General features: G+C 66.7%; 18 protein-coding genes and 1 pseudogene. 4 read left to right on the forward strand and 15 right to left on the reverse strand.

Features of this window, described 5'->3' with window-relative positions; translation table 11 throughout:
• Positions 1–26 precede the first annotated feature (26 nt).
• Positions 27–1,954: pseudogene (locus tag IPG63_16780) on the forward strand (M2 family metallopeptidase).
• Between the two features lie 52 nt (positions 1,955–2,006).
• On the opposite strand, the gene IPG63_16785 reads toward IPG63_16780, so the two are convergent.
• The 3 genes from IPG63_16785 to IPG63_16795 are packed head-to-tail and all read right to left on the reverse strand — an operon-like array spanning position 2,007 to position 5,855.
• Positions 2,007–4,469 carry an ABC transporter permease gene (locus tag IPG63_16785; GenBank protein ID MBK6728846.1) on the reverse strand — a complete coding sequence of 821 codons (2,463 nt, stop codon included), beginning with the start codon at positions 4,467–4,469 and terminating at the stop codon, positions 2,007–2,009.
• Entirely contained in the window at positions 4,453–4,602 is a 150-nt protein-coding gene (locus IPG63_16790; protein MBK6728847.1) for a hypothetical protein, read from the reverse strand. Before IPG63_16790 ends, IPG63_16785 begins: the two co-directional genes overlap by 17 nt.
• Positions 4,602–5,855: a multidrug effflux MFS transporter gene (locus IPG63_16795; protein ID MBK6728848.1), complete on the reverse strand. Its 1,254-nt coding sequence runs from the start codon at positions 5,853–5,855 to the stop codon at positions 4,602–4,604. The genes IPG63_16790 and IPG63_16795 overlap by 1 nt, the downstream gene beginning before the upstream one ends.
• Before the next feature lie 97 nt (positions 5,856–5,952).
• Between IPG63_16795 and parC the strand changes: the two genes are divergently transcribed.
• The 3 genes from parC to IPG63_16810 all read left to right on the forward strand — a co-directional run bounded on the left by parC (position 5,953) and on the right by IPG63_16810 (position 9,794).
• Positions 5,953–8,202 carry a DNA topoisomerase IV subunit A gene (parC, locus tag IPG63_16800; protein MBK6728849.1) on the forward strand — a complete coding sequence of 750 codons (2,250 nt, stop codon included), beginning with the start codon at positions 5,953–5,955 and terminating at the stop codon, positions 8,200–8,202.
• Between the two features lie 107 nt (positions 8,203–8,309).
• Entirely contained in the window at positions 8,310–9,287 is a 978-nt protein-coding gene (locus IPG63_16805; GenBank protein MBK6728850.1) for an energy transducer TonB, read from the forward strand.
• Positions 9,288–9,344: 57 nt separating this feature from the next.
• Positions 9,345–9,794 (forward strand): hypothetical protein, encoded by a 450-nt coding sequence (locus tag IPG63_16810; GenBank protein ID MBK6728851.1) that lies wholly within the window; start codon positions 9,345–9,347, stop codon positions 9,792–9,794.
• Here IPG63_16810 and dapE read toward each other — a convergent pair.
• From dapE to hrcA, 12 genes are all read right to left on the reverse strand, one after another.
• Positions 9,758–10,897, reverse strand: coding sequence for a succinyl-diaminopimelate desuccinylase (gene dapE, locus IPG63_16815; protein ID MBK6728852.1), 1,140 nt, complete (start codon positions 10,895–10,897; stop codon positions 9,758–9,760). The two genes, IPG63_16810 and dapE, sit on opposite strands and share 37 nt — an antisense overlap.
• The gene (locus IPG63_16820; GenBank protein ID MBK6728853.1) at positions 10,894–11,256 is read right to left on the reverse strand and encodes a Spx/MgsR family RNA polymerase-binding regulatory protein; all 363 of its coding nucleotides are present in this window, start codon (positions 11,254–11,256) and stop codon (positions 10,894–10,896) included. The genes dapE and IPG63_16820 overlap by 4 nt, the downstream gene beginning before the upstream one ends.
• Before the next feature lie 5 nt (positions 11,257–11,261).
• Positions 11,262–12,089, reverse strand: coding sequence for a 2,3,4,5-tetrahydropyridine-2,6-dicarboxylate N-succinyltransferase (gene dapD / locus IPG63_16825; GenBank protein MBK6728854.1), 828 nt, complete (start codon positions 12,087–12,089; stop codon positions 11,262–11,264).
• Positions 12,086–14,701 carry a [protein-PII] uridylyltransferase gene (gene glnD / locus IPG63_16830; protein ID MBK6728855.1) on the reverse strand — a complete coding sequence of 872 codons (2,616 nt, stop codon included), beginning with the start codon at positions 14,699–14,701 and terminating at the stop codon, positions 12,086–12,088. The genes dapD and glnD overlap by 4 nt, the downstream gene beginning before the upstream one ends.
• The gene (gene map / locus IPG63_16835) at positions 14,698–15,495 is read right to left on the reverse strand and encodes a type I methionyl aminopeptidase (protein MBK6728856.1); all 798 of its coding nucleotides are present in this window, start codon (positions 15,493–15,495) and stop codon (positions 14,698–14,700) included. The genes glnD and map overlap by 4 nt, the downstream gene beginning before the upstream one ends.
• A gap of 70 nt (positions 15,496–15,565) precedes the next feature.
• Positions 15,566–16,360 (reverse strand): glycosyltransferase, encoded by a 795-nt coding sequence (locus IPG63_16840; GenBank protein ID MBK6728857.1) that lies wholly within the window; start codon positions 16,358–16,360, stop codon positions 15,566–15,568.
• 34 nt (positions 16,361–16,394) lie between these two features.
• Positions 16,395–18,203: a DUF885 domain-containing protein gene (locus IPG63_16845; protein MBK6728858.1), complete on the reverse strand. Its 1,809-nt coding sequence runs from the start codon at positions 18,201–18,203 to the stop codon at positions 16,395–16,397.
• Positions 18,204–18,322: 119 nt separating this feature from the next.
• Positions 18,323–19,432, reverse strand: a complete 1,110-nt coding sequence (dnaJ, locus tag IPG63_16850; protein MBK6728859.1) for a molecular chaperone DnaJ — start codon at positions 19,430–19,432, stop codon at positions 18,323–18,325.
• 46 nt (positions 19,433–19,478) lie between these two features.
• Entirely contained in the window at positions 19,479–20,291 is an 813-nt protein-coding gene (locus IPG63_16855) for an NYN domain-containing protein (protein ID MBK6728860.1), read from the reverse strand.
• A 131-nt stretch (positions 20,292–20,422) separates the two neighbouring features.
• Positions 20,423–22,342 (reverse strand): molecular chaperone DnaK, encoded by a 1,920-nt coding sequence (gene dnaK / locus IPG63_16860; GenBank protein MBK6728861.1) that lies wholly within the window; start codon positions 22,340–22,342, stop codon positions 20,423–20,425.
• An 80-nt stretch (positions 22,343–22,422) separates the two neighbouring features.
• Positions 22,423–22,956, reverse strand: coding sequence for a nucleotide exchange factor GrpE (gene grpE, locus IPG63_16865; GenBank protein ID MBK6728862.1), 534 nt, complete (start codon positions 22,954–22,956; stop codon positions 22,423–22,425).
• A gap of 47 nt (positions 22,957–23,003) precedes the next feature.
• Entirely contained in the window at positions 23,004–24,059 is a 1,056-nt protein-coding gene (gene hrcA / locus IPG63_16870; protein MBK6728863.1) for a heat-inducible transcriptional repressor HrcA, read from the reverse strand.
• Positions 24,060–24,136 lie beyond the last annotated feature (77 nt).

The following is a 24,136-nucleotide window of genomic DNA, read 5'->3' on the forward strand; positions in this document are numbered from 1 at the left end:
CCTACACTGCTACCTCGGAGCATTCCGTGAATCTCACCCGTACTCTGCTCGCCGGCGCGGTCGCGCTCGGCCTCGCCGCCTGCCAGAACCAGCCCGCACAGCCGGCCGCCGACAGTGCCAAGCCGGATGCCGCCGGCGCCGACAAGTTCGTCGCCGACATCAACGCAAAGATCAAGAAGGACTATCCGGAAATCACCGCGGCGCAGTGGCTCTCGGTCACCTACATCAATGGCGACACCCAGTTGCTGGCGGCGAAATCGAACGAGAAGTTTCTCGGTGAGCTGAAGGCGAACGTCGACAAGTCGGTACAGTTCAACGGCGTCGAACTGAAGCCGGATACACGCCGCGCCATCGACCTGCTGAAGCTGTCGACGGCGATGCCGGCTCCGAAGGACCCGACCAAACTCGGCGAACTGACCGCGATCGCGACCAAGATGGAAGGCATGTACGGCGCCGGCAAGTATTGCCGCGACGGCGAGAGCGGCGACCAGTGCCGCGACCTGGTCGTACTTTCCGAAGTGCTCGCGAAAAGCCGCGACTACGACGCCCAGCTCGATGCCTGGAACGGCTGGCACACCATCTCCAAGCCGATGCGCGCCGACTACCAGCGCTTCGCCGGGCTGATCAACGAAGGCGCCAAGGAACTTGGCTACGCCGACGTCGGCGAGATGTGGCGCTCCGGCTACGACATGAGCCCGGCCGCGTTCGAGCAGGAAACCGATCGCCTGTGGGATCAGGTCAAGCCGCTGTACGAACAGCTGCACTGCTACACCCGCGGCAAACTGGTCGAGAAGTACGGTGACAAGGGCCAGGTCAACGGCATGATCCCGGCGCACCTGACCGGCAACATGTGGGCGCAGCAGTGGGGCAACATTTGGGACCTGGTCGAACCCTACCCGGGCGTGTCCAGCCTCGATGTCAACGCCGGCCTGCAGAAGCAGCGTGATGCCGGGTTCGACGCGATGATGAAGGCCGCCGGCAAGGTCGACCCCGCCCGCCAGATCGAAATCGGCCGCCAGGCCGACTTGGCGAACGCGAAGAAGATGGCCGAACTGGCCGAGGGCTTCTACGTCTCGCTCGGCATGCCCAAGCTGCCGGCATCGTTCTGGACCAACACCCAGTTCGTCCAGCCGCGCGACCGCGATGTGGTCTGCCACGCCAGCGCCTGGGACATGAACTACAGCGGCGACGTGCGCATCAAGATGTGCATCGCCCCGACCGAGGACGAGCTGACCACGATCTACCACGAGCTCGGCCACGTCTATTACTACCTCGCCTACAACCATCTGCCGCCGCTGTTCCAGAGCGGCGCGCACGACGGTTTCCACGAAGCCATCGGCGACACCATCGTGCTGTCGCTGACGCCGAACTACCTGAACTCGATCGGCCTGGTCGGCACCCCGACGGTGAGCAAGGAAGCGCTGATCAACGAGCAGATGAAGATGGCGATGGACAAGGTCGCGTTCCTGCCCTTCGGCAAGATGATCGACCAGTGGCGCTGGGGCGTGTTCTCCGGCCGCATCGCGCCGGAGAACTACAACAAGGCCTGGTGGGACTTGCGCGCGAAGTACCAGGGCGTCGCCGCGGCCAACCAACGCAGCGAAGCCGATTTCGATCCGGGCGCCAAGTACCACGTCCCGGGCAACACGCCGTACACGCGCTACTTCCTGTCGTTCATCCTGCAGTTCCAGTTCCAGAAGGCGCTTTGCGATGCGGCCGGCTTCAAGGGCCGCTGCACGAATGCTCGATCTACGGCAACAAGGAAGCCGGCAAGAAGTACTGGGCGATGCTGCAGCATGGCCAAAGCCAGCCGTGGCCGGCCACACTCAAGGAACTCACCGGCACCGAGCAGATGGACGCCAGCGCCATCCTCGACTACTTCGCGCCGCTGATGGCCTGGCTACAGGAAAAGAACCAGGGCCAGCAGTGCTCGTGGACGCCGCCGGCGGCCTGATCCGCACGTCGGCTCGATGCGAACGAAAAACGGGCTTCGGCCCGTTTTTCTTTCAGTCGGCGCGCAACGCTTCCGCCGGGTCGAGTTTGGCCGCGCGCCGCGCGGGCAGCGAGCTCGCCGTCATCGCCATGCCGACGACGAGCAGCGCCGCCGCTGCAAGCGTCGCGGGATCGTACGCCGTCACCCCGTACAGCAGCGCGTGCAGCAGGGGCGCGCCGAGGGCGTACAGGAAGCATCCGGCCCCGACGCCGAGGACGCCGAGCAGCAGGCCACGCACCACGACGGCACGCGCGATCGCGCTTGCGCTGGCGCCGAGCGCGACGCGGATGCCGAACTCGCGCCGGCGCAGTGCCACCCAATACGCCATCACTCCGTACAGGCCGATCATGCCCAGCACCGAAGCGACCGCCGCAGCGGCGACGGTGAGCGCCAGTGCCAGCGACCACTGCGCCTGCGAACGGCCGAGCACGTTGCGCATCGGTTCGACGCTGAAGATCGGGATGCCGGGATCGATGTTGCGCAGAATCTTGCGGATCGCCGGCAACACGGCGTCCGCCGCGACTTCGGTACGGACCGCGAGCACCATCCCGCCGCGCGCGCCGGGCTCGCGCAACGGCTCGCTGGGTGCCCGATTCGGCCGATAGAGCATCGCCGTCGGTGGCAGCGCCAGGCTGTGCGCATGCACGTCGCCGACCACGCCGACCACGGTGTAGCGCAGGTCCGACGAGGTCACGGCCAGCGTTTTTCCAACGATGCGGCCGATGTCGCCTTCGCCGAAGAGCATCGCTGCGGCACGCTGGCTGACCAGGACGTTGCGGCCGTCTTCCAGGTCTGCGGATCGAAACCCGCGACCGGCAAGCAGCGGAATCCGCATCGCGCGGAAGTAGCCGGCATCGGCGACGTTGACCGGCAAGGCCAGGGACTGCCCGCCTACGCCGCGATCGAGGCTGAGCTTCATGGTGTCTCGGCCCTCGAGCGGCGCGGTCGCGACCACGCCGGCCGCGCGCACCGACGGCAACTGCGCGGTGCGTTCGCCCAGACGCGCATAAAACGCTGTCGCGGACGCATCGTCATAGCGGGCCATGGGCAATCCAGTGCGCACCAGGATCACGCCTTCGGCCTCGAAACCGGGTTCCACGGCATCCAGCCGGTACGCCGTGCGCGCCAGCAGCAACGCGCCGACCGCAACCGCGAAGGCCAAGGCGATCTGCAGCGCCGCGACGATGTCGCGCAGCCGCTGCCGGCCACGTCCGCCCGAGGCCATCCGGCTGCCGCCGCGCAGATCGAGCGCCGCCTGCGCCGAGCGAATGCGCAGCACCGCCACCGCGGCGCACAGCAACGCCCCGGTCAGCGCCGCCAGCGCGACGAACCCGAACGTCGCCCAGCCCAGACCGATCTCGGCCATTCTCGGCAACGCCTGCGGCCCCAGCGTCGCGAACAGGCGCAGCGCAATCGCGATCAGGACCAGGGCGATGGCCCCGGCCAGCAACCCGAGCCACAGCGACTCCGAGAGCAGATGCGCGACCGTGCGGAATCGACCGGCGCCCAGAGCGGCACGCAAGCCGAACTCGGCGGCGCGGTCCTCGGCGCGAATCAGCACGAGATTCGCGACATTGGCCCAGGCGACCAGCAGCACCAGCACGGCCGCTGCCGCGACGAGCCGCAGGGTACTCGCGAAGCGCCCCGTGATGTGCTCGCGCAGCGGCGTGACCACCGGGCGCGGCCGCACTTCGGCAAACCAGCTGGCGGTCGAAGCGCCGGACGCGAGGCGCGGCGCGGACACCCCCATCTGCGGCAAGACGGCCGCGAGTTGCGCTTCGGCCTCGGCCACCGACACCCCCGGTGCCAGTCGCGCCACGGCGGAAAACAGGAACTCTCCCACGAGCGCATCGCCATGGGTGCGCACCGGCAGCCAGATGCGAGCGCCGGCCAAGGGGAACGCGAAACCCTCGGGCATCACGCCGACGATCACGCGCGGCACGCTGTTGACCACGAGCGTCCGTCCGATGACATCAGGCGCGGCATGAAACCGGATCCGCCATTCGGACTCGCTCAGGATCACCGCCTGCGGACCGTCGCGGCGCTCCTCGTCGGCATTGAAGCTGCGGCCGAGCAACGGATTCACGCGCAGGAGCGGAAGGGTCGACGCCGTGACCCAGGTCGCGGCGACGCGTTCGACCGATTCGCCTTCGTCGCCGATGATGGCGTTGCCGCTGCGGTGGAACCCAATGCCGTCGAGCCGATCCGCCAGCGCCCGATAGGTCAGGTAGGCGGCGGGCGGCTGCTGGATGCGCTGCCCATCGGCCGACTGCAGCCCGACATCGACGAGGCGTTCCGAATCGCCGTAAGGCAGCGGCGCCAGCAACACGCCGTACACGATGGCGAACATCGAACCAGCCGCGGCCAGCCCGAGCACCAGCGCGACAAGCGCGGTCGCGGTGAATCCCGGCGCACGCCGCAACGCACGCAGCGCCTGCCGCAGTGCCGTACAGGCCAGCTCAAGCCGGGCGCGCATCGGTCGTGGTCTCCCGCAACGCGAGCAGGCGCTGCACCGGCACCATGCGTCCGCCACGCGCATGCGCCGCACTCACGACCGCGCTGCGTTTCGGTTCGACGTCTAGCATTGCATCGACCACGACTCGCCTCATCAAACCGGTTCCTCGAGCTCCGATTCCGCCGCGTCCGCGCGCGTTGGTGCTTGCACGAAAACGATCTGCGGGCCGAGCCACAGGCACAGCGCGCCGGCGGTCCAGAAGGCGAGCGAGGCCAGCGCCAGGTGCAGCGGCGTGTCGTGCACCAGCGGCGCTGCGAAGCCGGAGACGAACACCATCATCAGCGACCACATCGCCGACTGCACCGAAGCCGCGGCGCCGCGGTGCAGCGGGTGGCGATCGAGGGTGGCGACGTTGATCGGCGGCGTCGCCAGCGACACGCCGCAGCCGTAGATCGCGAACGGCAGTACTGCCCAGGGCACCGCCGGATGCTCGGCCACTGCGTTGTAGGCCAGGTTGATCGCCTGGCCTGCGACCATCACCAGCAGCCCGATGTAGGCGCAGCGCGCGGGGCTGGTGCGCACGGCCAGCCGCGCCGAAAGCGCCGAACCCATGCTCATGCCGACGATGGTCGGCACGAAGTACCAGGCGTAGCCGAACGAATCCAGCTTCAGGAACTGCTCGATGAACACCGGCGCCGAGCTGATGTAGACGAACTGCCCGCCGAAGAACAGGCCGGTGGCGCCGATCCAGAGCATGAACGGGCGATCCAGCGCGATGCGTCGGTAGGTCGCGAACAGCGAGATCGGCCGCAGCGGCACCCGCGCCGCCGGCGCGTGAGTTTCCGGCAACTGGCGCACGCAGGCCCACAGCATCAGTGCGCCGTACACGACCATGAACGCGAAGATCGCGCGCCAGCTGGCGAAGCCATGGATGATGGCGCCGACGATCGGCGCCAGCGCCGGTGCGATGCCGAACAGCATCGCCACCCACGACATCACGCGCTGCGCTTCGCCGCCATGGAAGCGGTCGCGGATGATCGCGCGCCCCACAATCATGCCGGCGCCGGTCGAGCAGCCTTGCCAGAAGCGCGCAAGCAGCAGGGTTTCGATGTTCGGCGCGATCGTGCACACGATCGACGCCAGGATGTAGCTGGAAACTCCATACAGGATCACGACGCGCCGGCCGTGCGCGTCCGACAGCGGTCCGTGCAGGAACGACATCAGCGCATAGCCGAGCAGGTAGGCGCTGATCGTCTGCTGCATCTGCCACGGATTGGCGTGCAGGCTCGTCGCCACTTCCGCGAAGGCCGGGAAGAACGAGTCGATGGTGAACGGCCCGAACATCGCCAGCGCTGCGAGCAGCGGCACGATGGCCCGGGGTTTCAGGTCGGTTGCGGAATGCGGCATGCCGGTGCGAACAGGGGCGCCGGCAGCATATCGCCAGCCGGTGCACCTTGTCGCCACGATGCGAAGCCGGATAATGCCCGACCCCGAAGGACCCCGCATGACCGATCCCGCCCGCCCCAGTTTCCATGGCTTCGAGCAAGTTCCGCTCAAGGACTACGCCGAACGCGCCTACCTCGACTACTCGATGTACGTCGTGCTCGACCGCGCCCTGCCCTTTGTCGGCGACGGGCTCAAGCCGGTGCAGCGGCGCATCATCTACGCCATGAGCGAACTCGGACTCGATGCCGCGGCCAAGCCGAAGAAGTCGGCGCGCACCATCGGCGACGTGATCGGCAAGTTCCATCCACACGGCGACAGCGCCGCGTACGAGGCGATGGTGCTGATGGCGCAGCCGTTCTCGTTCCGCTATCCGCTGATCGAGGGCCAGGGCAACTTCGGCTCCTCGGATGACCCGAAGAGCTTCGCGGCAATGCGCTACACCGAGTCGAAGCTGACCCGGATCGCCGCCGTCTTGCTCGACGAGCTCGGCCAGGGCACGGTCGACTGGGGCCCGAACTTCGACGGCACCCTGCAGGAACCGAACTGGCTGCCGGCTCGGCTGCCGCATGTGCTGCTGAACGGCACCACCGGCATCGCGGTGGGCATGGCCACCGACATTCCGCCGCACAACCTGCGCGAAGTCGCGAGCGCCTGCATCCGCCTGCTCGACGACCCCGAGGCGAGCACACGCGATCTGTGCGAGCACATCCTCGGGCCTGACTACCCGACCGAGGCCGAGATCATCACCCCGCGTGCCGAACTGCTGGCAATGTACGAGACCGGCAATGGCTCGGTGCGGGCACGCGCCGTGTACACGCGCGAGGACGGCAACATCGTCATCACCGCAACGCCGCACCAGGTCTCGCCGACCAAGATCATCGAGCAGATCGCCAACCTGATGCGCGCCAAGAAGCTGCCACTGGTCGAGGACCTGCGCGACGAGTCCGACCACGAACACCCGGTGCGCATCGTCATCATTCCGCGCAGCAACCGCGTCGACGCCGAAGAACTGATGGGGCATCTGTTCGCGACCACCGATCTGGAGAAGAGCTTCCGCGTCAACATGAATCTGATCGGCCTCGATGGCCGACCGCAGCTGAAGCCGCTGAAGACCATCCTCGGCGAATGGCTGACGTTCCGTACCGACACCGTGCGGCGGCGCCTGCAGTTCCGTCTCGACAAGGTCGAGAAGCGCCTGCACCTGCTCGAAGGCCTGCGCATCGCCTATCTCAACCTCGACGAAGTGATCCGCATCATCCGCACCGAGGATGAACCGAAACCGGTGCTGATGGCGCGCTTCAAACTCAGCGAGATCCAGGCCGACTACATCCTCGACACGCGCCTCAAGCAACTCGCGCGACTCGAGGAAATGAAGATCCGCGGCGAGATGGATGAATTGGAAGAGGAGCGCGCGCGCATCGTCAGTACGCTCAAGTCGAAGGAGCGACTGCGCGCACTGGTCAAGGACGAACTGCTGCAGGACGCCAAGCAGTACGGCGATCCGCGCCGCTCGCCGCTGATCGAACGCGGCGCGGCGCAGGCGCTGTCGGAATCCGATCTGGTCGCAGCCGAGCCGGTGACGATCGTGATTTCGGAGAAGGGCTGGGTGCGCTCGGCCAAGGGCCACGACATCGACCCGGCCAGCCTGTCCTACCGCGAAGGCGACGGGCTGCTCGGGTTCGCGCGCGGCAAGTCGAACCAGCAGGCGGCCTTCATCGACTCCAGCGGCCGCGCCTACACCACGCCGGCGCATACCCTGCCCTCGGCGCGCGGCAATGGCGAGCCGCTGACCGGTCGCTTCACGCTGCCGGCGGGCGCACGCTTCGATGCCGTCGCGATCGCCGATGTCGAACAGAAACTGGTGATCGCGACCAACCTCGGCTACGGCTTCGTCACCCGCTACGACGCTCTCGCCTCGCGCAACAAGGCCGGCAAGGCGCTGGTGTCGCTGCCCGAAGGTGCGCGCGTGGCGGCGGTGTCCGTCTGCAACGACTCGGCACGCGACCGCATCGTCGCGGTGACCAGCGCCGGCTACATCCTGATGTGCTCGGTCGCCGAACTGCCGGAACTGGACAAGGGCGGCAAGGGCAACAAGCTGATCGAAATCCCGCGCAAGAGCTTCGCCACCGGCGAGCGCCTGCTCGGTCTTGTGGTCATCCCCGAAGGCGCCGACGTCATCGTCACCGCCGGCGGTCGCCCGCTCAAGCGTTCCTGGTCGGACCTCGTCGAAGTCGCCGCCGCCCGCGCCACCCGCGGCACCCTGCTGCCACGTGGCTACCAGAAGATCGAAGGCATCACGCGCGGGTGATTTCGTGTGATGCGCGTCGCAGTTCGGGCGCGCGTCAGGGTGATGTCGCGACCTTGTCATCGCTGGCCCGTAGGCTCCGCGTCCGTTCCCCGTGCCGAGCCCTCGCCATGTCCGCACCCTTCCCGCGCTTGCGTCCGCTGCTGCTGACCATCGCCATCGCCACCCTGATCAATGGCTGCACGGAACCGCCTTCGGACCTCCCCACGGCCACCGTGCCGGCTGGCGCATCGCCGATCGCCGCAGTGCCAGAAGCCGCGCCCGCATCGGCGACCGAGCTGATGCGCCGTGCCAATGACGCCTTCCGCGCCAACCGCATCGCGTCCCCGGCTGGCGACAACGCGGTCGAGATCTTCCTCGCGGTGCGCGATCTAGATCCGCTGCATCCAGGCCTGGCCGAAGCGCTGGTTGAACTGATGCCGCTGGCGAACTTTGCGCTCGAAGCCGCCATTCGCAATCGCGACCCGGCCGAGGCAGAACGCTTGCTGGCACTGCTCACGCGCCTCAACAGCGATTCTGCGGTCACCCACAGTGCGCGCACCCAGTTGACGCAACTGAGGCAGCAGATCGCGCAAGAAGCCGCCGCCGAGGCCACGGCGCGGATCGCCGCGGCCGCGCCGGCCAGCCCGCCAAGCAGCGACAACGAAACCGAAACCGCGGCCGCATCTCGGTCGCGGAACTTGATCGCGAAGCCGGCTCCAGCAGCTGTTGCGGATGCGGACCATGCGAAGACAACGTCTCAGCCAACTTCCGCGCCGGCCGTTGCAGCGTCGGCACCGAACGTGCCGGCGACCGCCACCGCTCCCGCCAGCCCATCACTGACCGCACCGCGTCCGATCGCGAAGGTCACACCCGACTATCCGCCGCAGGCACGCAGCCGCAAGATCGAAGGGTTCGTCGAGCTCGAGTTCCTCGTCACCACCAGCGGCAGCCCGCAGGAGATCCGCGTCGTGCGCAGCGAACCGGAGGGCTTGTTCGACCGCAGCGCGGTGCGCGCGCTGATGCGCTGGAAGTTCAAGCCGGCGGAACGCAATGGCGCGGCGGAAGCCACCACCACGCGCACGACCATGAACTTCCGCCTGAGTTGAGGCCAGCGCCGCGCGTCCCCATGTGCGACGGCAGTGTGTCCGCTACCCTGCCGTCCGATGACCAAGACCCTGCTTTTCTTCCTGCTCGCGCTGACGCTGGTCGCCTGTTCAACTGACGCGCCCGAGGCACCGGGCGCAGCAAAGCCATTCGAACCGGACACGAGCGAAACCGCGACCGACGCCACCGCCCGCATCCGCCTCGGCATGGTGTTCGGCGACAGCGACCCGTGGATGGCCGGCGCCGTGCTTGAGCATGGCCGCATCCGCGTCGGCGACCGTCTGTACCTGCTTGACCGCGAAAACCAGCGCATCCCCGTCCGGATCACCGCCATCCGCGATGACGCCTCGCAATCCGACGTGACCGAAGCCGGCGCGCCGCACGGGATCTTTCTCAGCTTCCGGCCCGAGCCATTCGCGGCTGCCAACCTTCCGCCTGATTGTGTCCTCGTCGGCGATCCCGCACTGCGCGACTACGCGAGTAGCACCCGTTCGGCAATGTCGCGATAGATTTCGGCGAGCGCCTCCAGATCGGCGAGACGCACGTGCTCGTCAATCTTGTGGATGCTGGCGTTGACCGGTCCGAGTTCGACGATCTCGCTGCCGAGGGTGGCGATGAAACGGCCGTCGGAGGTGCCGCCACCGGTATCGGCAATGGTTTCGGCGATGCCGCGCGCGCGCAGCGCCGCCAGCGTTGCGTCGCGCAGCACGCCGTCCGCAGTGAGGAATGGCGCGCCGGACAAATCCCACTCGATGCGGTAGTCGAGGCCGTGGCGCACCAGCACCGCTTCGCTGTCGCGCATCAGTTCCTCGGCGCTGCAGGCGGTGCCAAAGCGGAAGTTGAAGTCGACGCGGAGATCGGCCGGGATCACGTTGAATGCGCCGCTGCCGCCGTGGATGTTCGATATCTGGAAGCCGGTCGGCGGAAAATGCGTGTTGCCGTCGTCCCAGCGCCGCGCCGCGAGCTCGGCCAGTGCCGGCGCTGCGGCGTGGATCGGGTTCAACGCCTTCTCCGGAAACGCGACATGGCCTTGCACGCCGCGCACGCGCAGGTGCCCATGCAGGGAGCCGCGGCGACCGATGCGGATGCGATCGCCCAGATACTGCTCGCTCGATGGTTCGCCGACCACGCAATAGTCGATGGCTTGCCCGCGGCGCAGGAACTCATCGACCACGTGGCGGGTGCCGTGGACCGCGTCGCCTTCCTCGTCGCTGGTGAGCAGCAGACCGACCACGCCGGCATGCGCCGGATGCGCGGCGACGAAGGCTTCGAGCGCGACCACCATCGCCGCGACACTGCCTTTCATGTCAGCGGCACCGCGCGCAAACAACAGCCCATCGCGCAGGCTCGGCACGAACGGCGGCGAGGTCCAGGCGGCCGGGTCGCCGGTCGGCACCACATCGGTGTGGCCAAGGAAAGCGAACACCGGACCGACGCTGCCATGCCAGGCCCAGAGGTTGCACACGCCACCGGTGTCGATGCGCTCGATGGTGAAGCCGGAGCGCGCCAAGCGCTCGCCGATCAGGTCCTGGCAGCCGGCATCCGCTGGCGTCACCGAGCCACGCGCGCACAGGTCGATCGCGAGGCGAATCGTGTCCGAGAACGTGCTCACGACGGCGAGTCCGCGCGCCGAAAGCGCTTTTCGTAGTGACCCCCACTGAAGCCGATCAAGAACTCGTCGCCGATCACCGCGAACGGCCGTCGCAACAACGCCGGATGGTCGCGCAGCAACAGGATGTACTCGGCATCGCTGCGCGGGTCCTTGCGGTTCGGCAGCAAGTTGCGCCAGGTCGTGCTGCTGCGATTGATCAGCGCATCCCAGCCCAGCGCCGCAGCCCAGGCCTTCAGTGTTTCACCGGGAATCGGCTGCGCCCGGTAATCGATGAAACGGTAGGCCACACCTTCGCGGTCCAGCCAGCGCCGCGCCTTGCCGCAGGTATCGCAGGTATCGAGGCCGTAGAGGATCGGCAACTGCATCACTCGATCCCGCGCAACAGCTCGTTGAGGCTGGTTTTGGCACGCGTCTTCGCATCGACCTTCTTGACGATGATCGCCGCGTACAGGCTGTGCGAACCGTCGCGGGCCGGCAGCGAGCCGGAGACGACGACGCTGCCGACGGGTACGCGCCCGAGGTGGACCTCGCCGCTCTCGCGATCGTAGATGCGCGTGCTGGCGCCGAGAAACACGCCCATGCCGATCACCGAGCCGCGCTCGACGATCACGCCCTCGACCACTTCCGAACGCGCGCCGATGAAACAGTCGTCCTCGATGATCGTCGGAGCGGCCTGCAGCGGTTCGAGCACGCCGCCGATGCCGGCGCCGCCGGACAGGTGCACATTGGCGCCGATCTGCGCACAGGAGCCAACGGTGGCCCAGGTATCGACCATGGTGCCAGCACCGATGTGCGCGCCAATGTTGACGAAGCTCGGCATCAGCACGACGTCGCGCGCGAGGTAGGCGCCACGACGCACGATCGCACCCGGCACCACGCGCACGCCGCCGGCGCGGAACGCGGCTTCGTCGAAACCCTCGTAGCGCAATGGCACCTTGTCGAAGAACGGCGACGGCGCACCCGGCATCACGCGGTTGTGCTCGATGCGAAACGACAGCAGCACCGCCTTCTTGAGCCACTGGTGCACGACCCAGCCGCCCTCGCCTGGTTCGGCAACACGCAGCACGCCGGTGTCCAGGGCAGCGATCACCGTGTCCACCGCCGGGCGTACCTCGGCCTCGATCTCCGCCTCCGTGAGCAGCATGCGCCGCTCGAAAGCGGCGTCGATCCGTTCCTGCAATTCGCGAGTCATCTCAATGGCGCCAGTTCGTTGCCGAGGGTGCGTTCCAGCGCCTGGGTCGCGGCGGCATCGAGCGCGCGATCCTGTTCGTCGGAGAGCACGAAAAAGTCTTCAACGCGCTCGCCGAACGTGGCGATGCGCGCGTCGTGTACACGCACGCCGCAGGCGCGGAACGCCTGCGCGACATGCGCCAGCAGCCCGGGCCGATCCGAGCAGACCAGCGCCAACTGCGTGCGACTGCCGCCTTCGCGCTCGCTGAACTCGAACTGCAGCGGCACCTGGAAGTGTTTCTGCTGGCGCGACCAGGCACGCCGTGCCGGAGTCAGGTTCAGCTCCGGCTTGCCGAGTTCTTCGGCGAGGCGCCGGCAGAGATCATCGATGCGTGCCGGATCGGTCAGCCGCTGGCCCTGGGCATCGAGAATCTGGAAGGTATCGAGCACGCGCTGGCCGCGCGTGGTGACGATGCGCGCATCGTGCACGTTGACCTGCATGCGATCGAGCACGGCAGTGATGGTCGCGAACAGCCCGTCGCGATCCGGAGAAATCACCAGCAATTCGGTGCCGCCGCTGTCATCGTTGCGCACTGCAACGCGAGCCTCGGCAGTACCACCCTGCGCCAGGATCTGCTGTGCCTGCCACGCGAGCTGCGCCGGCGAAAAACGCAGCACGCTGTCCTCGGGATAGTCGGCCCACACCCATTCCGCAGCGGCCACATCGCCGCCAGCGGCCTGCATCGCGTCGCGCGCCTGATCCAGCATCTCGGCGACGCGCTCACGGCTATGCACCGGATGTTCAAGACCGCGCCGCAACGCATAGCGCGTGGCGTTGTAGAGGTCGGCGAGCAGGCGGTCCTTCCACGCGTTCCAGAGTTTGGGACTGGTTCCGGAAATGTCGGCGACCGTGAGCAGATAGAGGTAATCGAGCCGCTCCCAGTCGGCCACCAAGGAGGCGAAGCGGTGCACCACCGTGGGGTCGCCAACGTCCTGCTTCTGAGCGGTCAGCGACATGTCGAGATGGTGGCGGACCAGCCACGCGACCAGGTCGGCATCCGCCTGCGACAGGCCGAGCCAGCGCGCGAACTCGCGCGCATCGCGCTCGCCAAGTTCGGAGTGGTCGCCACCACGGCCCTTGGCAATGTCGTGGAACAAGCCGGCGAGCAGCAGCAGTTCCGGCTTGCGCAGGCGTGCACGCACCTCGACCGCGAGCGGCAGCGCCGCGGCGGTGGCGGCATCGGCGAAACGCGCCAGGTGCTCGAGCACGCGCAGCGTGTGCTGGTCGACGGTGTAGGCATGGAACATGTCGTACTGCATGCGCCCGGTCACGCGCTCGAACGCGGGGATCAGGCGCCCGAGCAGATCCAGCTCGGACATCACGCGCAACACGCGCGCCGCACGCAGCGGTTGCTTGAGGATCGTTCGGAAAGCACCGACGCAATCATCGCGTTCGGCCTCGGGCGCATAGCCGCGCACTGCCTGCTGGATCGTGGCCGCAAGCTCCGGCGCCAAGCCCTCGGCCGCCGCGGTCAACGCCAGCCGATGGCAGACCTGCATTGCACCGGCCATGCTCGCGGCGATCCGGTGCGGATCCCGATGCGCAAGGCGTCCGCGGCGCAGACCGAAGTCGTCCTCGAACCAGATCGTTGGCGAGGGCTCGGAAGCGAGCCGTTCCTCCCAATCGAGCAGCAGCCGCTGGGTGATGCGGCGCACGCTCGAAGCGGCACGGAAAAAGCCCTGCATCAACTGCTCGACGGCGAGGTTCTCGCGATGCTGATCGGCATAACCGAACAGTTTCGCCAGTTCGCGCTGATGATCGAACAGCAGCCGCTCCTCGCGCCGCTGCACCGCGCGGTGCAGGCCATAACGCAACTTCGCCAGTACCGCACGCGCGGCAAGCAGTGCGGCCTGATCGGCGTCGCTGCAGACTCCGGCGGCCGCGTACCCGGAGAGTGCACTGACGCCAAAACAGCGGCGCGCCATCCAGCCGAGCGTGTCGAGGTCGCGGATTGCTCCCGGGCCTTCCTTCAGGTTGGGCTCGAGGTTGAACGAAGTGTCGTTGAAGCGCGCATGGCGCGCGCGCAGTTCGTCGCGTTTGGCCGCGAAAAACGCCTGCGGCGGCCACACGCCCTGCGCATCCAGTGCTGCCAGCGTGCTCGTCAGCAGGGCTTCGTCGCCGGCGAGATAGCGCGACTCGAACATCGCGGTCGCCGACGACAGGTCTTCGGCGCCGATGCGCAGGCATTGCTCGGGAGTGCGCGCGATGTGGCTGACGCAGAGGCCGATGTTCCAGATCGCTGCGAGGAAGTGTTCGATCGCGACATGGCGAGCGTCGTCGTCCTCGGCGATGATCAGCAACAGGTCGATGTCCGACTGTGGAAACAACTCGCCGCGGCCATAGCCGCCGGTGGCGGCGAGCACCATGCCGGGCGCATCCGCCAGCCCGGCCGCATACGCCGCCTGCAGCGCTTCGTCGACACGAGCGGCACGGGCCGCAATCAGTTGTTCGGCCGGAGTGCCGAGCGCAAAGCTGGCCTCGTCGCCGAATTGCTCCTTGCGCAGGCGTTCGCGCCAGTGCGAAGTGACAAAGGCCGCGGGCGCGGCGGATTCGGCGCCGCGCGGGTCGTTCATGTCGTGGCCCGGTCCGCAGCGCCGAAGGTCAGCACCTCGAAGCCGTCGTCGGTCACCGCGATGGTGTGCTCCCACTGCGCCGACAGCGAGCGGTCGCGCGTGACCACGGTCCAGCCATCCGGCATCAGCCGCGTGGCAGCGGCGCCGGCGTTGATCATCGGCTCGATGGTAAAGGTCATGCCCGGGACCAGGACCGGGCCGGTGCCGGACTTACCGTAATGCAGTACCTGCGGGTCTTCGTGGTAGACCTGCCCGATGCCGTGGCCGCAGTATTCGCGCACCACCGAGAAGCGGTGCGATTCGGCGAAACTCTGGATGGCGTGCCCGATGTCGCCGAGGGTGGCCCCGGGCCGCACCACGCGGATGCCGCGCCACATCGCCTCGAACGCCACATCGACCAACCGTTTCGCCAGCACCGGCGGCGTGCCGACGCAGTACATGCGGCTGGTGTCGCCGTGCCAGCCGTCCTTGATCACGGTCACGTCGATATTGACGATATCGCCGTCCTTCAGGATCTTCGACGCGCTCGGAATGCCATGGCAGATGACGTTGTTGACCGAGGTGCACAGCACCTTCGGAAAGCCCTTGTAGCCGAGGTTGGCCGGCACCGCCTGCTGCACCTGGACGATGTACTCGTGGCAGATGCGGTCCAGCTCCTCGGTGCTGACACCGGGCTTGACGTGCTCGGTGACGATGTCGAGCACATCCGCGGCCAGACGCCCCGCTTCGCGCATGCGCGCAATGTCGGCCGCCGACTTGATGCTGAACTTGTTGCTGCGCGCTGGTGTTTCCATGGCACAAGTCTAGCGAAGCGCGGCACGCCCTGCCCACGCCGCGATCGTGACGAATCGGTGACGAGCACGCTCAGTACGGCAGGCCACCGAAGCGCTCCTGCAGGCGTGCATATTCCAGCTGGCTTTCACCGCGCAACACCGGATCGATGCGGATGCGGGCCATGCCCGAACCCGGATGCACGGTACGCGTTACCAGCGGCAGGAAACGGGTGTGGCGTGCCAGTTGCAGTTTCTCGCGCGCGAAGCGCACCAGATAGGCGAGCTGCAGGCGCGACTCGCCGATCTCGTTCAGCGTGATCGGCGCCGTCGCCTCGACGAAATGCAAGCGCTTCGCGTCCTGCTCGCGCAGGCGTCCGAGCCAGTCGGAATCGAGATGCCAGCGATAGCCGGGATCGAAGCCACCGACCGCGTCCCAGACCGCGCGACGCATCACCCACGACGAAGGCGTCGGGTAATCGAAAATGCGCAGGATGGTGCCGTCTGGTGTGCGCTCGAGCTGCGTCGAACTGACGAAGTCGACCTGCTGCAGCGCGCGCAGGGCGAAGGCGAGGTAGTCGTCGTCCCACCAGTCGTCGTCTTCGAGAAACGCGACGAAGTCGCCGCGAATCGCGGCCGCCGCCGCGTTCAAGGCCTGTGCCTGACCACCAGCTTCCGCCTCGGCGACGCGCGCACGCGCACCCAGACGCAGTCCGGCGCGCTGGCCCTGGCCGGGATCGACACCGACGACCGCTTCGATGCGGTGCCCGTCGGCGAGTACCGTCTGCCGTTCGATGCAGTCGAGCGCTCGCTCCACGAACCAGCGACCGTCCGGCGTCGCCGCATCGAGCGGCGCCAGGCGCGAGGGCAGTACGACCGAAATCAGCATCTCGGCAGTCCCGACCGATCGCGACGCAGCGCCCTCATCGAATCGCTTCGTCCAGCATCATCTGGCGCACGAAGCGCACCGGTGGCGAGCCGAAAGAGAGCGCCGTGTCGTTGTACCGGCGCAGATCAAACTGTTCGCCGTCGCGTTCGCGCACGGCCTTTTCGAGATCCAGGTGTTCCTGGAAGCCGACGAAGTAGGTCGGCAGCTGCGCCGAAGTCAATTGCGCGCGCACCCATTTGCCGGCGGCTTCGCGCTCCTGCTGGAAGCCCTGCTCGGTCATCAGCAACATCGCTTCGTCGCGACTCATGCCATCGACATGGATGGCCTGGTCGATGATGGCGTTGGTGATGACGCGCAGGTACCACTTCAGGTTCACGAGCTTGAACAGCGGGTCGTTGTCCATGTAGCCGGCATCGACCATCAGCTTCTCGGAAAACACCGCCCAGCCCTCGACGAAGGAGCCGGAAGACAGCACCGCGCGCAGCACCGAGGGATGCTTGTTCGAGTGCGCGATCTGCAGGAAGTGGCCGGGCATTGCTTCGTGGATGCTCAACTCCTCGATCGAGCGCGTGTTGTATTCGCGCAGAAACGAATCGACCTGTTCGGTCGTCCACTCGTCCGGGATCGGAGAGACCGCGTAGAAGGTGTCGAGGTGCTTGTCCAGCGGACCCGGCGAGTCGCAGTAGGCGACCGACACGCCGCGCTGAAACTCGGGCATCAGGATGATCTTCACCGGTGATTCCGGCAGGGTGATCAGGCCCTTCTCGCGCACGAAGGCGGTCGCGCGCTCGGTGCTCGCAGTCGCCAGTTCGACCACCTTGTCGCGTTCCGGACGGTCGGCGTAGGCGAGTTCCAGCGCCGCCGCGATCGCCGCCTGCTGCTGCTCCGGCGTCGGCTGCTCGGGCAGTTCGGGTGCGCCCTTCTGGTCGGCCAGCACGGCACGCGCGATCTCGTACATCTCGGCGCGAACGCGCTGCAGTTCGGCCTCGGCACGAGTGCGGATCTCGCGGCGGCCGAGCGGCGAGTTCAGCGCAAAGGCGAGCTTGCGGTCGTACAGCGAGGCGCCAATGCGGAAATCGCCTTGCGCACTCGGCATCAACGTCTGGTCAAGCCAGGTCTGGTGCGCGGCCACCGCGATGCGCAGGTTGCCGATCGCGTTCTCGGCGCGTTCGCGGTCTTCCTCGCCCAGCTGCCCGAGGTTCGGGGTGATGAACTGGTCGACCAGCCCGAGGATGCCGTTGTGCTGCTTTGCCACGGTCTCGGCGTGGATCGACGGCACCCGCGCCGGATTGAGATTGCTGCGCATCTGCTCAAACAGCTTCGGCAACTTCTCCATGCGCAAGGTCGCCGATTTCAGGCGCTCGGGCAGCGGCGCGAAGTCCCGCGCCATCAGCGTGTAGATGGCGCTGCCGGCGAGCTGGCTGTAGACCTGCGGGTCCCAGGCCCAGGCCTGCAGCGTCTCCGTGCTCCAGACATCGCTCTGCAACTGGTTGCGCAAGATCGCGTAGTCGATCTGGTTCTCGCGCGACAACGTCGCCGGGTCGATCGCATCCAGAGCGACCAAGCTCTGGCGCGCGAAATCGAGTGCAGCCTTGCGCCCCTTCTCGCTCAGGTCGTCGAGCTTGCCATCGACGATATGGCTGCCGACCTGGGTGGCCGACACCGGGTTCAAGCGAAACCAGTCGCCGAGCCACGAACGCGACAAGGCCTCGAACTGCTGATCGTGGTTCACCGCCAGCGGTTTCGCCGGCTCCACCACCGGCGCCGGCTTTTGCGTGCACGCCGCAATCAACGGCACTCCGAGGACGAGGGCGATCGCAAACGCGAGACGTGCAGCAGTCATGGCAGGCTCCGGAAAACGGGAGCGCAGACTAGCAGCGCTGCCACCACCGGCGGCAAGCGCCGCGCGTGAATATCACGGCCCGGGCACGGTTCAAATCAGGCGCACGCCCAGACCCGGGGTCACGAGGTCATCTTGTCCCAGAACGACTTGACGCCGTCGAGCCAGGAAGTCTGACGCGGCATGTGGTCACGGCCATCGTCGAAGGTGCCCTCGAATTCCTCCAGCAGTTCGCGCTGGCGCTTGCTCAGCCGCACCGGGGTCTCGACCACGACGCGACACAGCAGGTCGCCGTAGTCGTGACCGCGCACCGACTTGACGCCCTTGCCGCGCAGGCGAAAGAGCTTGCCGGTCTGGGTTTCGGCCGGCACCTTGATCCGGGCATCGCCTTCCAGTGTCGGGATCACCACGTCGCCGCCGAGCGCGGCGAGCGAGAAGCGAATCGGCACTTCGCAATACAGGTCGTTGCCCTCGCGCGAGAAGATCTTGTGCTCGCGTACCATCATCTCGACGAACAGATCACCGTTCGGCGTGCCCGGCGGCCCGGCATGGCCTTCGCCGGCGAGGCGCACGCGGTCGCCGGTATCAACACCGGCAGGAATCTTCACCGACAGGGTCTTTTCCTTCTGCACGCGGCCATGGCCACGGCAGCTCTTGCACGGTTTCTCGATCTGTTTGCCGCTGCCGCTGCAGGTCGGACAGGCCTGCTCGACGTGGAAGATCCCGCGCGCGGCAACCACTCGTCCGCGTCCCCGACACATCGAGCAGGTGCTGGTCTTGCGATCCTGCGAGCCGGTGCCGTCGCACTCGTCGCAGTTCACCACAGCGGGAACGTCGATCTCCTTGGCGACGCCGAACACGGCCTCCTCGAGATCGAGTTCGACGACGACACGCTGGTCGGCACCGCGCCGCGGTGCCTGTCCGCGGCGACCGCCGCCGAACAGGTCGCTGAAGATGTCGCCGAAGATGTCACCGACATCGGCATGTCCACCGCCACCCATGCCTTGCTCAAACGCGGCATGACCGTGCTGGTCGTAGGCGCGGCGCTTGCCCGGGTCCGAAAGGACTTCCCAGGCCTCCTTCGCCTCCTTGAACTTGACCTCGGCCTCCTTGTCTCCGTCATTGCGATCCGGATGATGCTTCATCGCCAGACGGCGATACGCCTTCTTCAGATCGTCTTCCGACGCATCCTTGGCCACGCCGAGGGTTTCGTAATAGTCGCGCTTGCTCATGCTCTCGCTTCGATGCCTGCCAAGATCAGTTCACTTGCCGAAAACGTCATGGGGTCTTGAGGACACGGTCTCTCGCGCCTCCCACCAAGCGCTCGCGAAGCAGCCTTTTCTCGCTCTGCTCCAGATCTCGTCCCAACTGCGCTCGCGCGATCGTGAGCAGCCTGGCATCGATGGTTCTGGGCACACCGCGCAACTGCTCGAACTCGGTGATCAACGCCTGTAGTTCGGATTCCGTCAACTCGTCGAGCAAGGCGCCAAATTCCACCTCTGCGAGCAGCCCCGTCGTCGCTACGACAGGTGCCACCACGATGGACGCATCGACGCGCTCGCGACGAGACAGGAATGCGCCAAGCTGCGCGCCATCCCACTCGACCTTGGTGTCGGCTTCTTGCAGCAAGAACGTGGACTGGCTTCCACGCGCCGGCCGAATGCCCACCAGGTGCACACGCACGCCGAACTCCTGCGCTTGCTGGACTCCGACCCGGAGATCCTCATCACCAGCGAGCAGCACGGCGTCCGACATCGCGCGATTGCGTGCCAGCGTGATCATGTCGGTCACGAGCAAGGAGTCAACGCCCTTCTGCTCGCCAACCGAGTTGACGAAGCCGAGCCTCACCTTGGTATTGTCGAGAAAGGCAAGGGACGCATGCTGCGCTGTCGGACCCGCCGATGTGCCGTCGTACCAGTAGATCCTCAGCAGCCTCCGGCCCGAGACAGCGCCCGCGAACTCCGTCAGCTTCTGGATGACTGCGCGTTCGTCCAGAACCAACTCGCCCCGTCGCAGCTTCTCTCCGAACAGTTCCTGTGACCCCTGGGCGAACAGATAGCCGGCATCAACGAAGACCGCGACCTGCTTCATCGACACCTCCAAAAAATAAGGGGCTCCCGAGGGAGCCCCATAGTAGACCGCTCCATGAATAGTAGTCGGAGCGATGGGCTCATCTTAAGGGCATGTCCGCCGGTGTCAAGCCAGCGGCACGCCCGAGCGGCTTACTTGTCGTCCTTGACCTCGGTGAACTCGGCGTCCACCACGTCGTCTCGCGCTGCCTGGGCACCTGCGCCCGGTGCTTCCGGGCCGGGGCCCTGGGCGCCAGCTTGGGCGGCGGCGGCGAGGGTCGCGGCGGCGGCTTCGAGGGCGGCGATCTTGGATTCGATCTTGGCCTTGTCGTCGCCCTTCATCACGGACTCCAGGTCCTTGGTCGCTTCCTCGATGCGGCCGATCTGGTCACCCGGCACCTTGGCGCCGTGTTCCTTGAGCGACGAGCGCACGCTGTGCACGAGTTGGTCGGCCTTGTTGCGGGTTTCGACCAGTTCGGCGAAGCGCTTGTCGTCCTCGCGGTGCGCTTCGGCATCGCGCACCATCTGTTCGATCTCGGCTTCCGACAAGCCCGAGCCGGCCTTGATTTCGATCTTCTGTTCCTTGCCGGTCTTCTTGTCCTTGGCCGACACGTGCAGGATGCCGTTGGCATCGATGTCGAAGGTCACCTCGACCTGCGGCATCCCGCGCGGGGCTGCATCGATCCCGGCAAGATCAAACTTCGCCAGTGCCTTGTTGTAGCGCGCTTCCTTGCGTTCGCCCTGGAGCACGTGCACGGTCACCGCGGTCTGGTTGTCTTCGGCCGTCGAGAAAATCTGGCTAGCCTTGGTCGGCACCGTCGTGTTCTTCTCGATCAGCTTGGTGAACACGCCGCCCATGGTCTCGATGCCGAGCGAAAGCGGGGTCACGTCGAGCAACAGCACGTCCTTGACCGCACCCGAGAGCACGCCGGCCTGGATCGCGGCACCAACGGCCACGGCTTCATCCGGGTTCACGTCCTTGCGCGGTTCCTTGCCGAAGAACTCGGTGACTGCGGCCTGTACCTTGGGCATGCGCGTCATGCCGCCGACCAGGATCACCTCGGCGATATCCGAGGTCTTGATCTTGGCGTCGGCCATCGCCGTGCGGCAGGGTTCGATGGTGTTGCGGATCAGGTCCTCTACCAGCGACTCGAGCTTGGCGCGAGTCAGCTTGACGGTCAGGTGCTTCGGGCCACTGGCGTCGGCGGTGATGTAGGGCAGACTGACGTCGGTCTGCTGCAGCGTGCTGAGTTCGATCTTGGCGCGTTCGGCGGCGTCTTTCAGGCGCTGCAACGCGAGCGGGTCCTTGCGCAGGTCGATGCCCTGCTCCTTCTTGAACTCCTCGACCAGGAAATCGATCACGCGCTTGTCGAAGTCTTCGCCGCCGAGGAAGGTGTCGCCATTGGTCGCCAGCACTTCGAACTGCTTCTCGCCATCGACCTCGGCGATCTCGATGATCGACACGTCGAAGGTGCCGCCACCGAGGTCGTACACGGCGATCTTGCGATCTTTGCCGCCGGACTTGTCGAGGCCATAGGCGAGCGCGGCCGCCGTCGGCTCATTGATGATGCGCTTGACGTCGAGGCCGGCGATGCGGCCGGCGTCCTTGGTCGCCTGGCGCTGCGAATCGTTGAAGTAGGCCGGCACCGTGATCACCGCTTCGGTGACTGCCTCACCGAGGAAATCCTCGGCGGTCTTCTTCATCTTCATCAGCACCTTGGCCGAGATTTCCGGCGGCGCCATGCGCTTGCCATCCGAGGTCTGCACCCAGGCGTCGCCGTTGTCGTGGGCGAGGATGCTGTAGGGCACCAGATCCAGGTCCTTCTTCACTTCGGCGTCGGTGAACTTGCGCCCGATCAGGCGCTTCACCGCGTAGAAGGTGTTCTTCGGGTTGGTCACGCCCTGGCGCTTGGCAGCGGCGCCGACGATGACTTCGCCGTCCTTCGCGAACGCGACGATCGACGGCGTGGTGCGGTCGCCCTCGGCGTTCTCGATCACGCGGACCGAACCGCCGTCCATGATCGCAACGCAGCTGTTGGTGGTGCCGAGGTCGATACCGATGATCTTGCCCATGGGATGTCTCCGGAATAGCAAATGCCTTGCGGCGGATGGCGCTGTTATGTGGCTGTGAAAGCGAGGTTCAAGGGTCTGGGTCAGGCGTCTTCAGGCGGCAGCGGGTCGGCGGCGACGGTGACCATGGCCGGACGGATCAGGCGCTCGTGCAGGCGATAGCCGGCCTGGTAGACGTCGATGATGCTGCCGGCGGGACGATCACCGGTCGGCACCATGGCCATGGCCTGGTGCCACTCCGGGTTGAACGCTTCGCCGACCGGATGCAGCCGCTTGAGACCATGGCCCTCGGCCGCCTTGAGCAGCAGCTTCAGGGTCAGGTCCATGCCTTCGCGCAATCGGGTCGGGTCGGAGCCACCCTGGCTCAGGCCCATCTCGAGCCCGTCGCACACCGGCATCAAGTCGTTCAACAGCCGCTCCACGCCGAACTTGCGCGCCGCATCGACATCACGCGCGGCGCGCTTGCGCTGGTTGTCCATTTCGGCGAGCAGGCGCACCTGTTCGTCCTTGGCCACGCCCAGCTGGTTCTCGAGATCGCGCAGGCGCGCCTCCAGCTCCTCCACCGGCAGCGCGCCGAAATCGTCGCCGGACTCTGCCGACGTCGTGTCCTGACTCATTGGATTCTCCGTACTGCGGCCGTCGTGGCCGGATTGCCCCGGCGGGCTTATGGGGCCAGTCCGGCGTTCTTCAAGGTGCCGGACAGGATCCGGGCGGTGGTCTGCACGACCGGGATCACGCGGTCGTAGTCCATGCGCGTCGGGCCGATGACGCCGATCACGCCGAGCATCTTGCCGTCGGCGCCGTAGGGGGCGGTGACGACGCTGCAGCCGCCGAGCGGGGCGTAGCCGGACTCGTCGCCGATGAACAGGCGCACGCCTTCGGCATGGATGCAGCCATCGAGCAGTTTGGCGATCTCGCGCTTGCGGTTGAAGGCTTCGAACAGCTCGCGCAGACGATCCACGCTTGCGAGTTCGGACAGGCCCATCAGATTGGTCTGCCCGCTGACCACGAAGGCTTCGCGCGACTCGACCTGGAACGAGGCGCTGGCCAGGTCGATCGCCGAGCGCAAGACGCGGTCGATCGAGTCGCGTGCCGCTTCCATCTCCGCAACGATGCGGCGGCGGATCTCGTCCAGTGCCATGCCGGAGAAGTTCTGGTTCAGATAATTCGCGAGTTGCTCCAACTCACCCGGGGCATAGGCGCGCGGCAGATCGAGCACGCGGTTCTGCACTTCGTTGTCGGTGAACACCAGGATCACCAGCACCCGGTTCGGACCGAGCTGCACGAAATCGATCTGGCGAAACGCGAACTGCTCGCGCTTTGGCACCGTCACCAGACCAACGAAGTGGGTCAGCTCGCTGAGCACCGCGGACACCCGGCCAAGCATGTCCTGGGTGCTGGCGCCGGGTGGAATCTCGCGCTGCAGGGCGTCCATCTCGTCGGGTCGCGGTGCCTGCAGTTGCAGCAGCGAATCGACAAACAGGCGGTAGCCCTGGGCGGTCGGAATGCGACCGGCCGAGGTATGCGGTGCCGCGATCAGGCCGATTTCTTCCAGATCCGAAAGTACATTGCGGATCGTGGCCGGGCTCAAGTCCAGCCCACTCTGGCGCGCCAGCGTGCGCGAGCCCACCGGTTCGCCGTCGCGGATGTACTGCGCGATCAGGGTGCGCAGCAGGTGGCGGGCACGGGCATCGAGGTGGTCGGCTAGGCGGCGGCGCATGATCGCTTCATTTGGGGGCGGCAGCGACGCTATCAATTGCGCGCGGCAGCGGTCAACGCCGGGCTCGGTGACGCGAT

This window comes from Lysobacterales bacterium, assembly GCA_016703225.1.
In the GTDB taxonomy this organism is placed as follows: Bacteria; Pseudomonadota; Gammaproteobacteria; order Xanthomonadales; family Ahniellaceae; genus JADKHK01.

Coding starts and splice junctions, on each gene's coding strand:
- IPG63_16795 (MBK6728848.1), bottom strand. CDS start 5,855: ATGCCGCATTCCGCAACCGACCTGAAACCCCGGGCCATCGTGCCGCTG.
- IPG63_16790 (MBK6728847.1), bottom strand. CDS start 4,602: ATGAGGCGAGTCGTGGTCGATGCAATGCTAGACGTCGAACCGAAACGC.
- IPG63_16840 (MBK6728857.1), bottom strand. CDS start 16,360: ATGCTGATTTCGGTCGTACTGCCCTCGCGCCTGGCGCCGCTCGATGCG.
- IPG63_16805 (MBK6728850.1), top strand. CDS start 8,310: ATGTCCGCACCCTTCCCGCGCTTGCGTCCGCTGCTGCTGACCATCGCC.
- dnaJ (MBK6728859.1), bottom strand. CDS start 19,432: ATGAGCAAGCGCGACTATTACGAAACCCTCGGCGTGGCCAAGGATGCG.
- map (MBK6728856.1), bottom strand. CDS start 15,495: ATGGAAACACCAGCGCGCAGCAACAAGTTCAGCATCAAGTCGGCGGCC.
- IPG63_16810 (MBK6728851.1), top strand. CDS start 9,345: ATGACCAAGACCCTGCTTTTCTTCCTGCTCGCGCTGACGCTGGTCGCC.
- grpE (MBK6728862.1), bottom strand. CDS start 22,956: ATGAGTCAGGACACGACGTCGGCAGAGTCCGGCGACGATTTCGGCGCG.
- hrcA (MBK6728863.1), bottom strand. CDS start 24,059: ATGCGCCGCCGCCTAGCCGACCACCTCGATGCCCGTGCCCGCCACCTG.
- glnD (MBK6728855.1), bottom strand. CDS start 14,701: ATGAACGACCCGCGCGGCGCCGAATCCGCCGCGCCCGCGGCCTTTGTC.
- parC (MBK6728849.1), top strand. CDS start 5,953: ATGACCGATCCCGCCCGCCCCAGTTTCCATGGCTTCGAGCAAGTTCCG.
- IPG63_16785 (MBK6728846.1), bottom strand. CDS start 4,469: ATGCGCGCCCGGCTTGAGCTGGCCTGTACGGCACTGCGGCAGGCGCTG.
- IPG63_16855 (MBK6728860.1), bottom strand. CDS start 20,291: ATGAAGCAGGTCGCGGTCTTCGTTGATGCCGGCTATCTGTTCGCCCAG.
- dapD (MBK6728854.1), bottom strand. CDS start 12,089: ATGACTCGCGAATTGCAGGAACGGATCGACGCCGCTTTCGAGCGGCGC.
- dnaK (MBK6728861.1), bottom strand. CDS start 22,342: ATGGGCAAGATCATCGGTATCGACCTCGGCACCACCAACAGCTGCGTT.
- IPG63_16845 (MBK6728858.1), bottom strand. CDS start 18,203: ATGACTGCTGCACGTCTCGCGTTTGCGATCGCCCTCGTCCTCGGAGTG.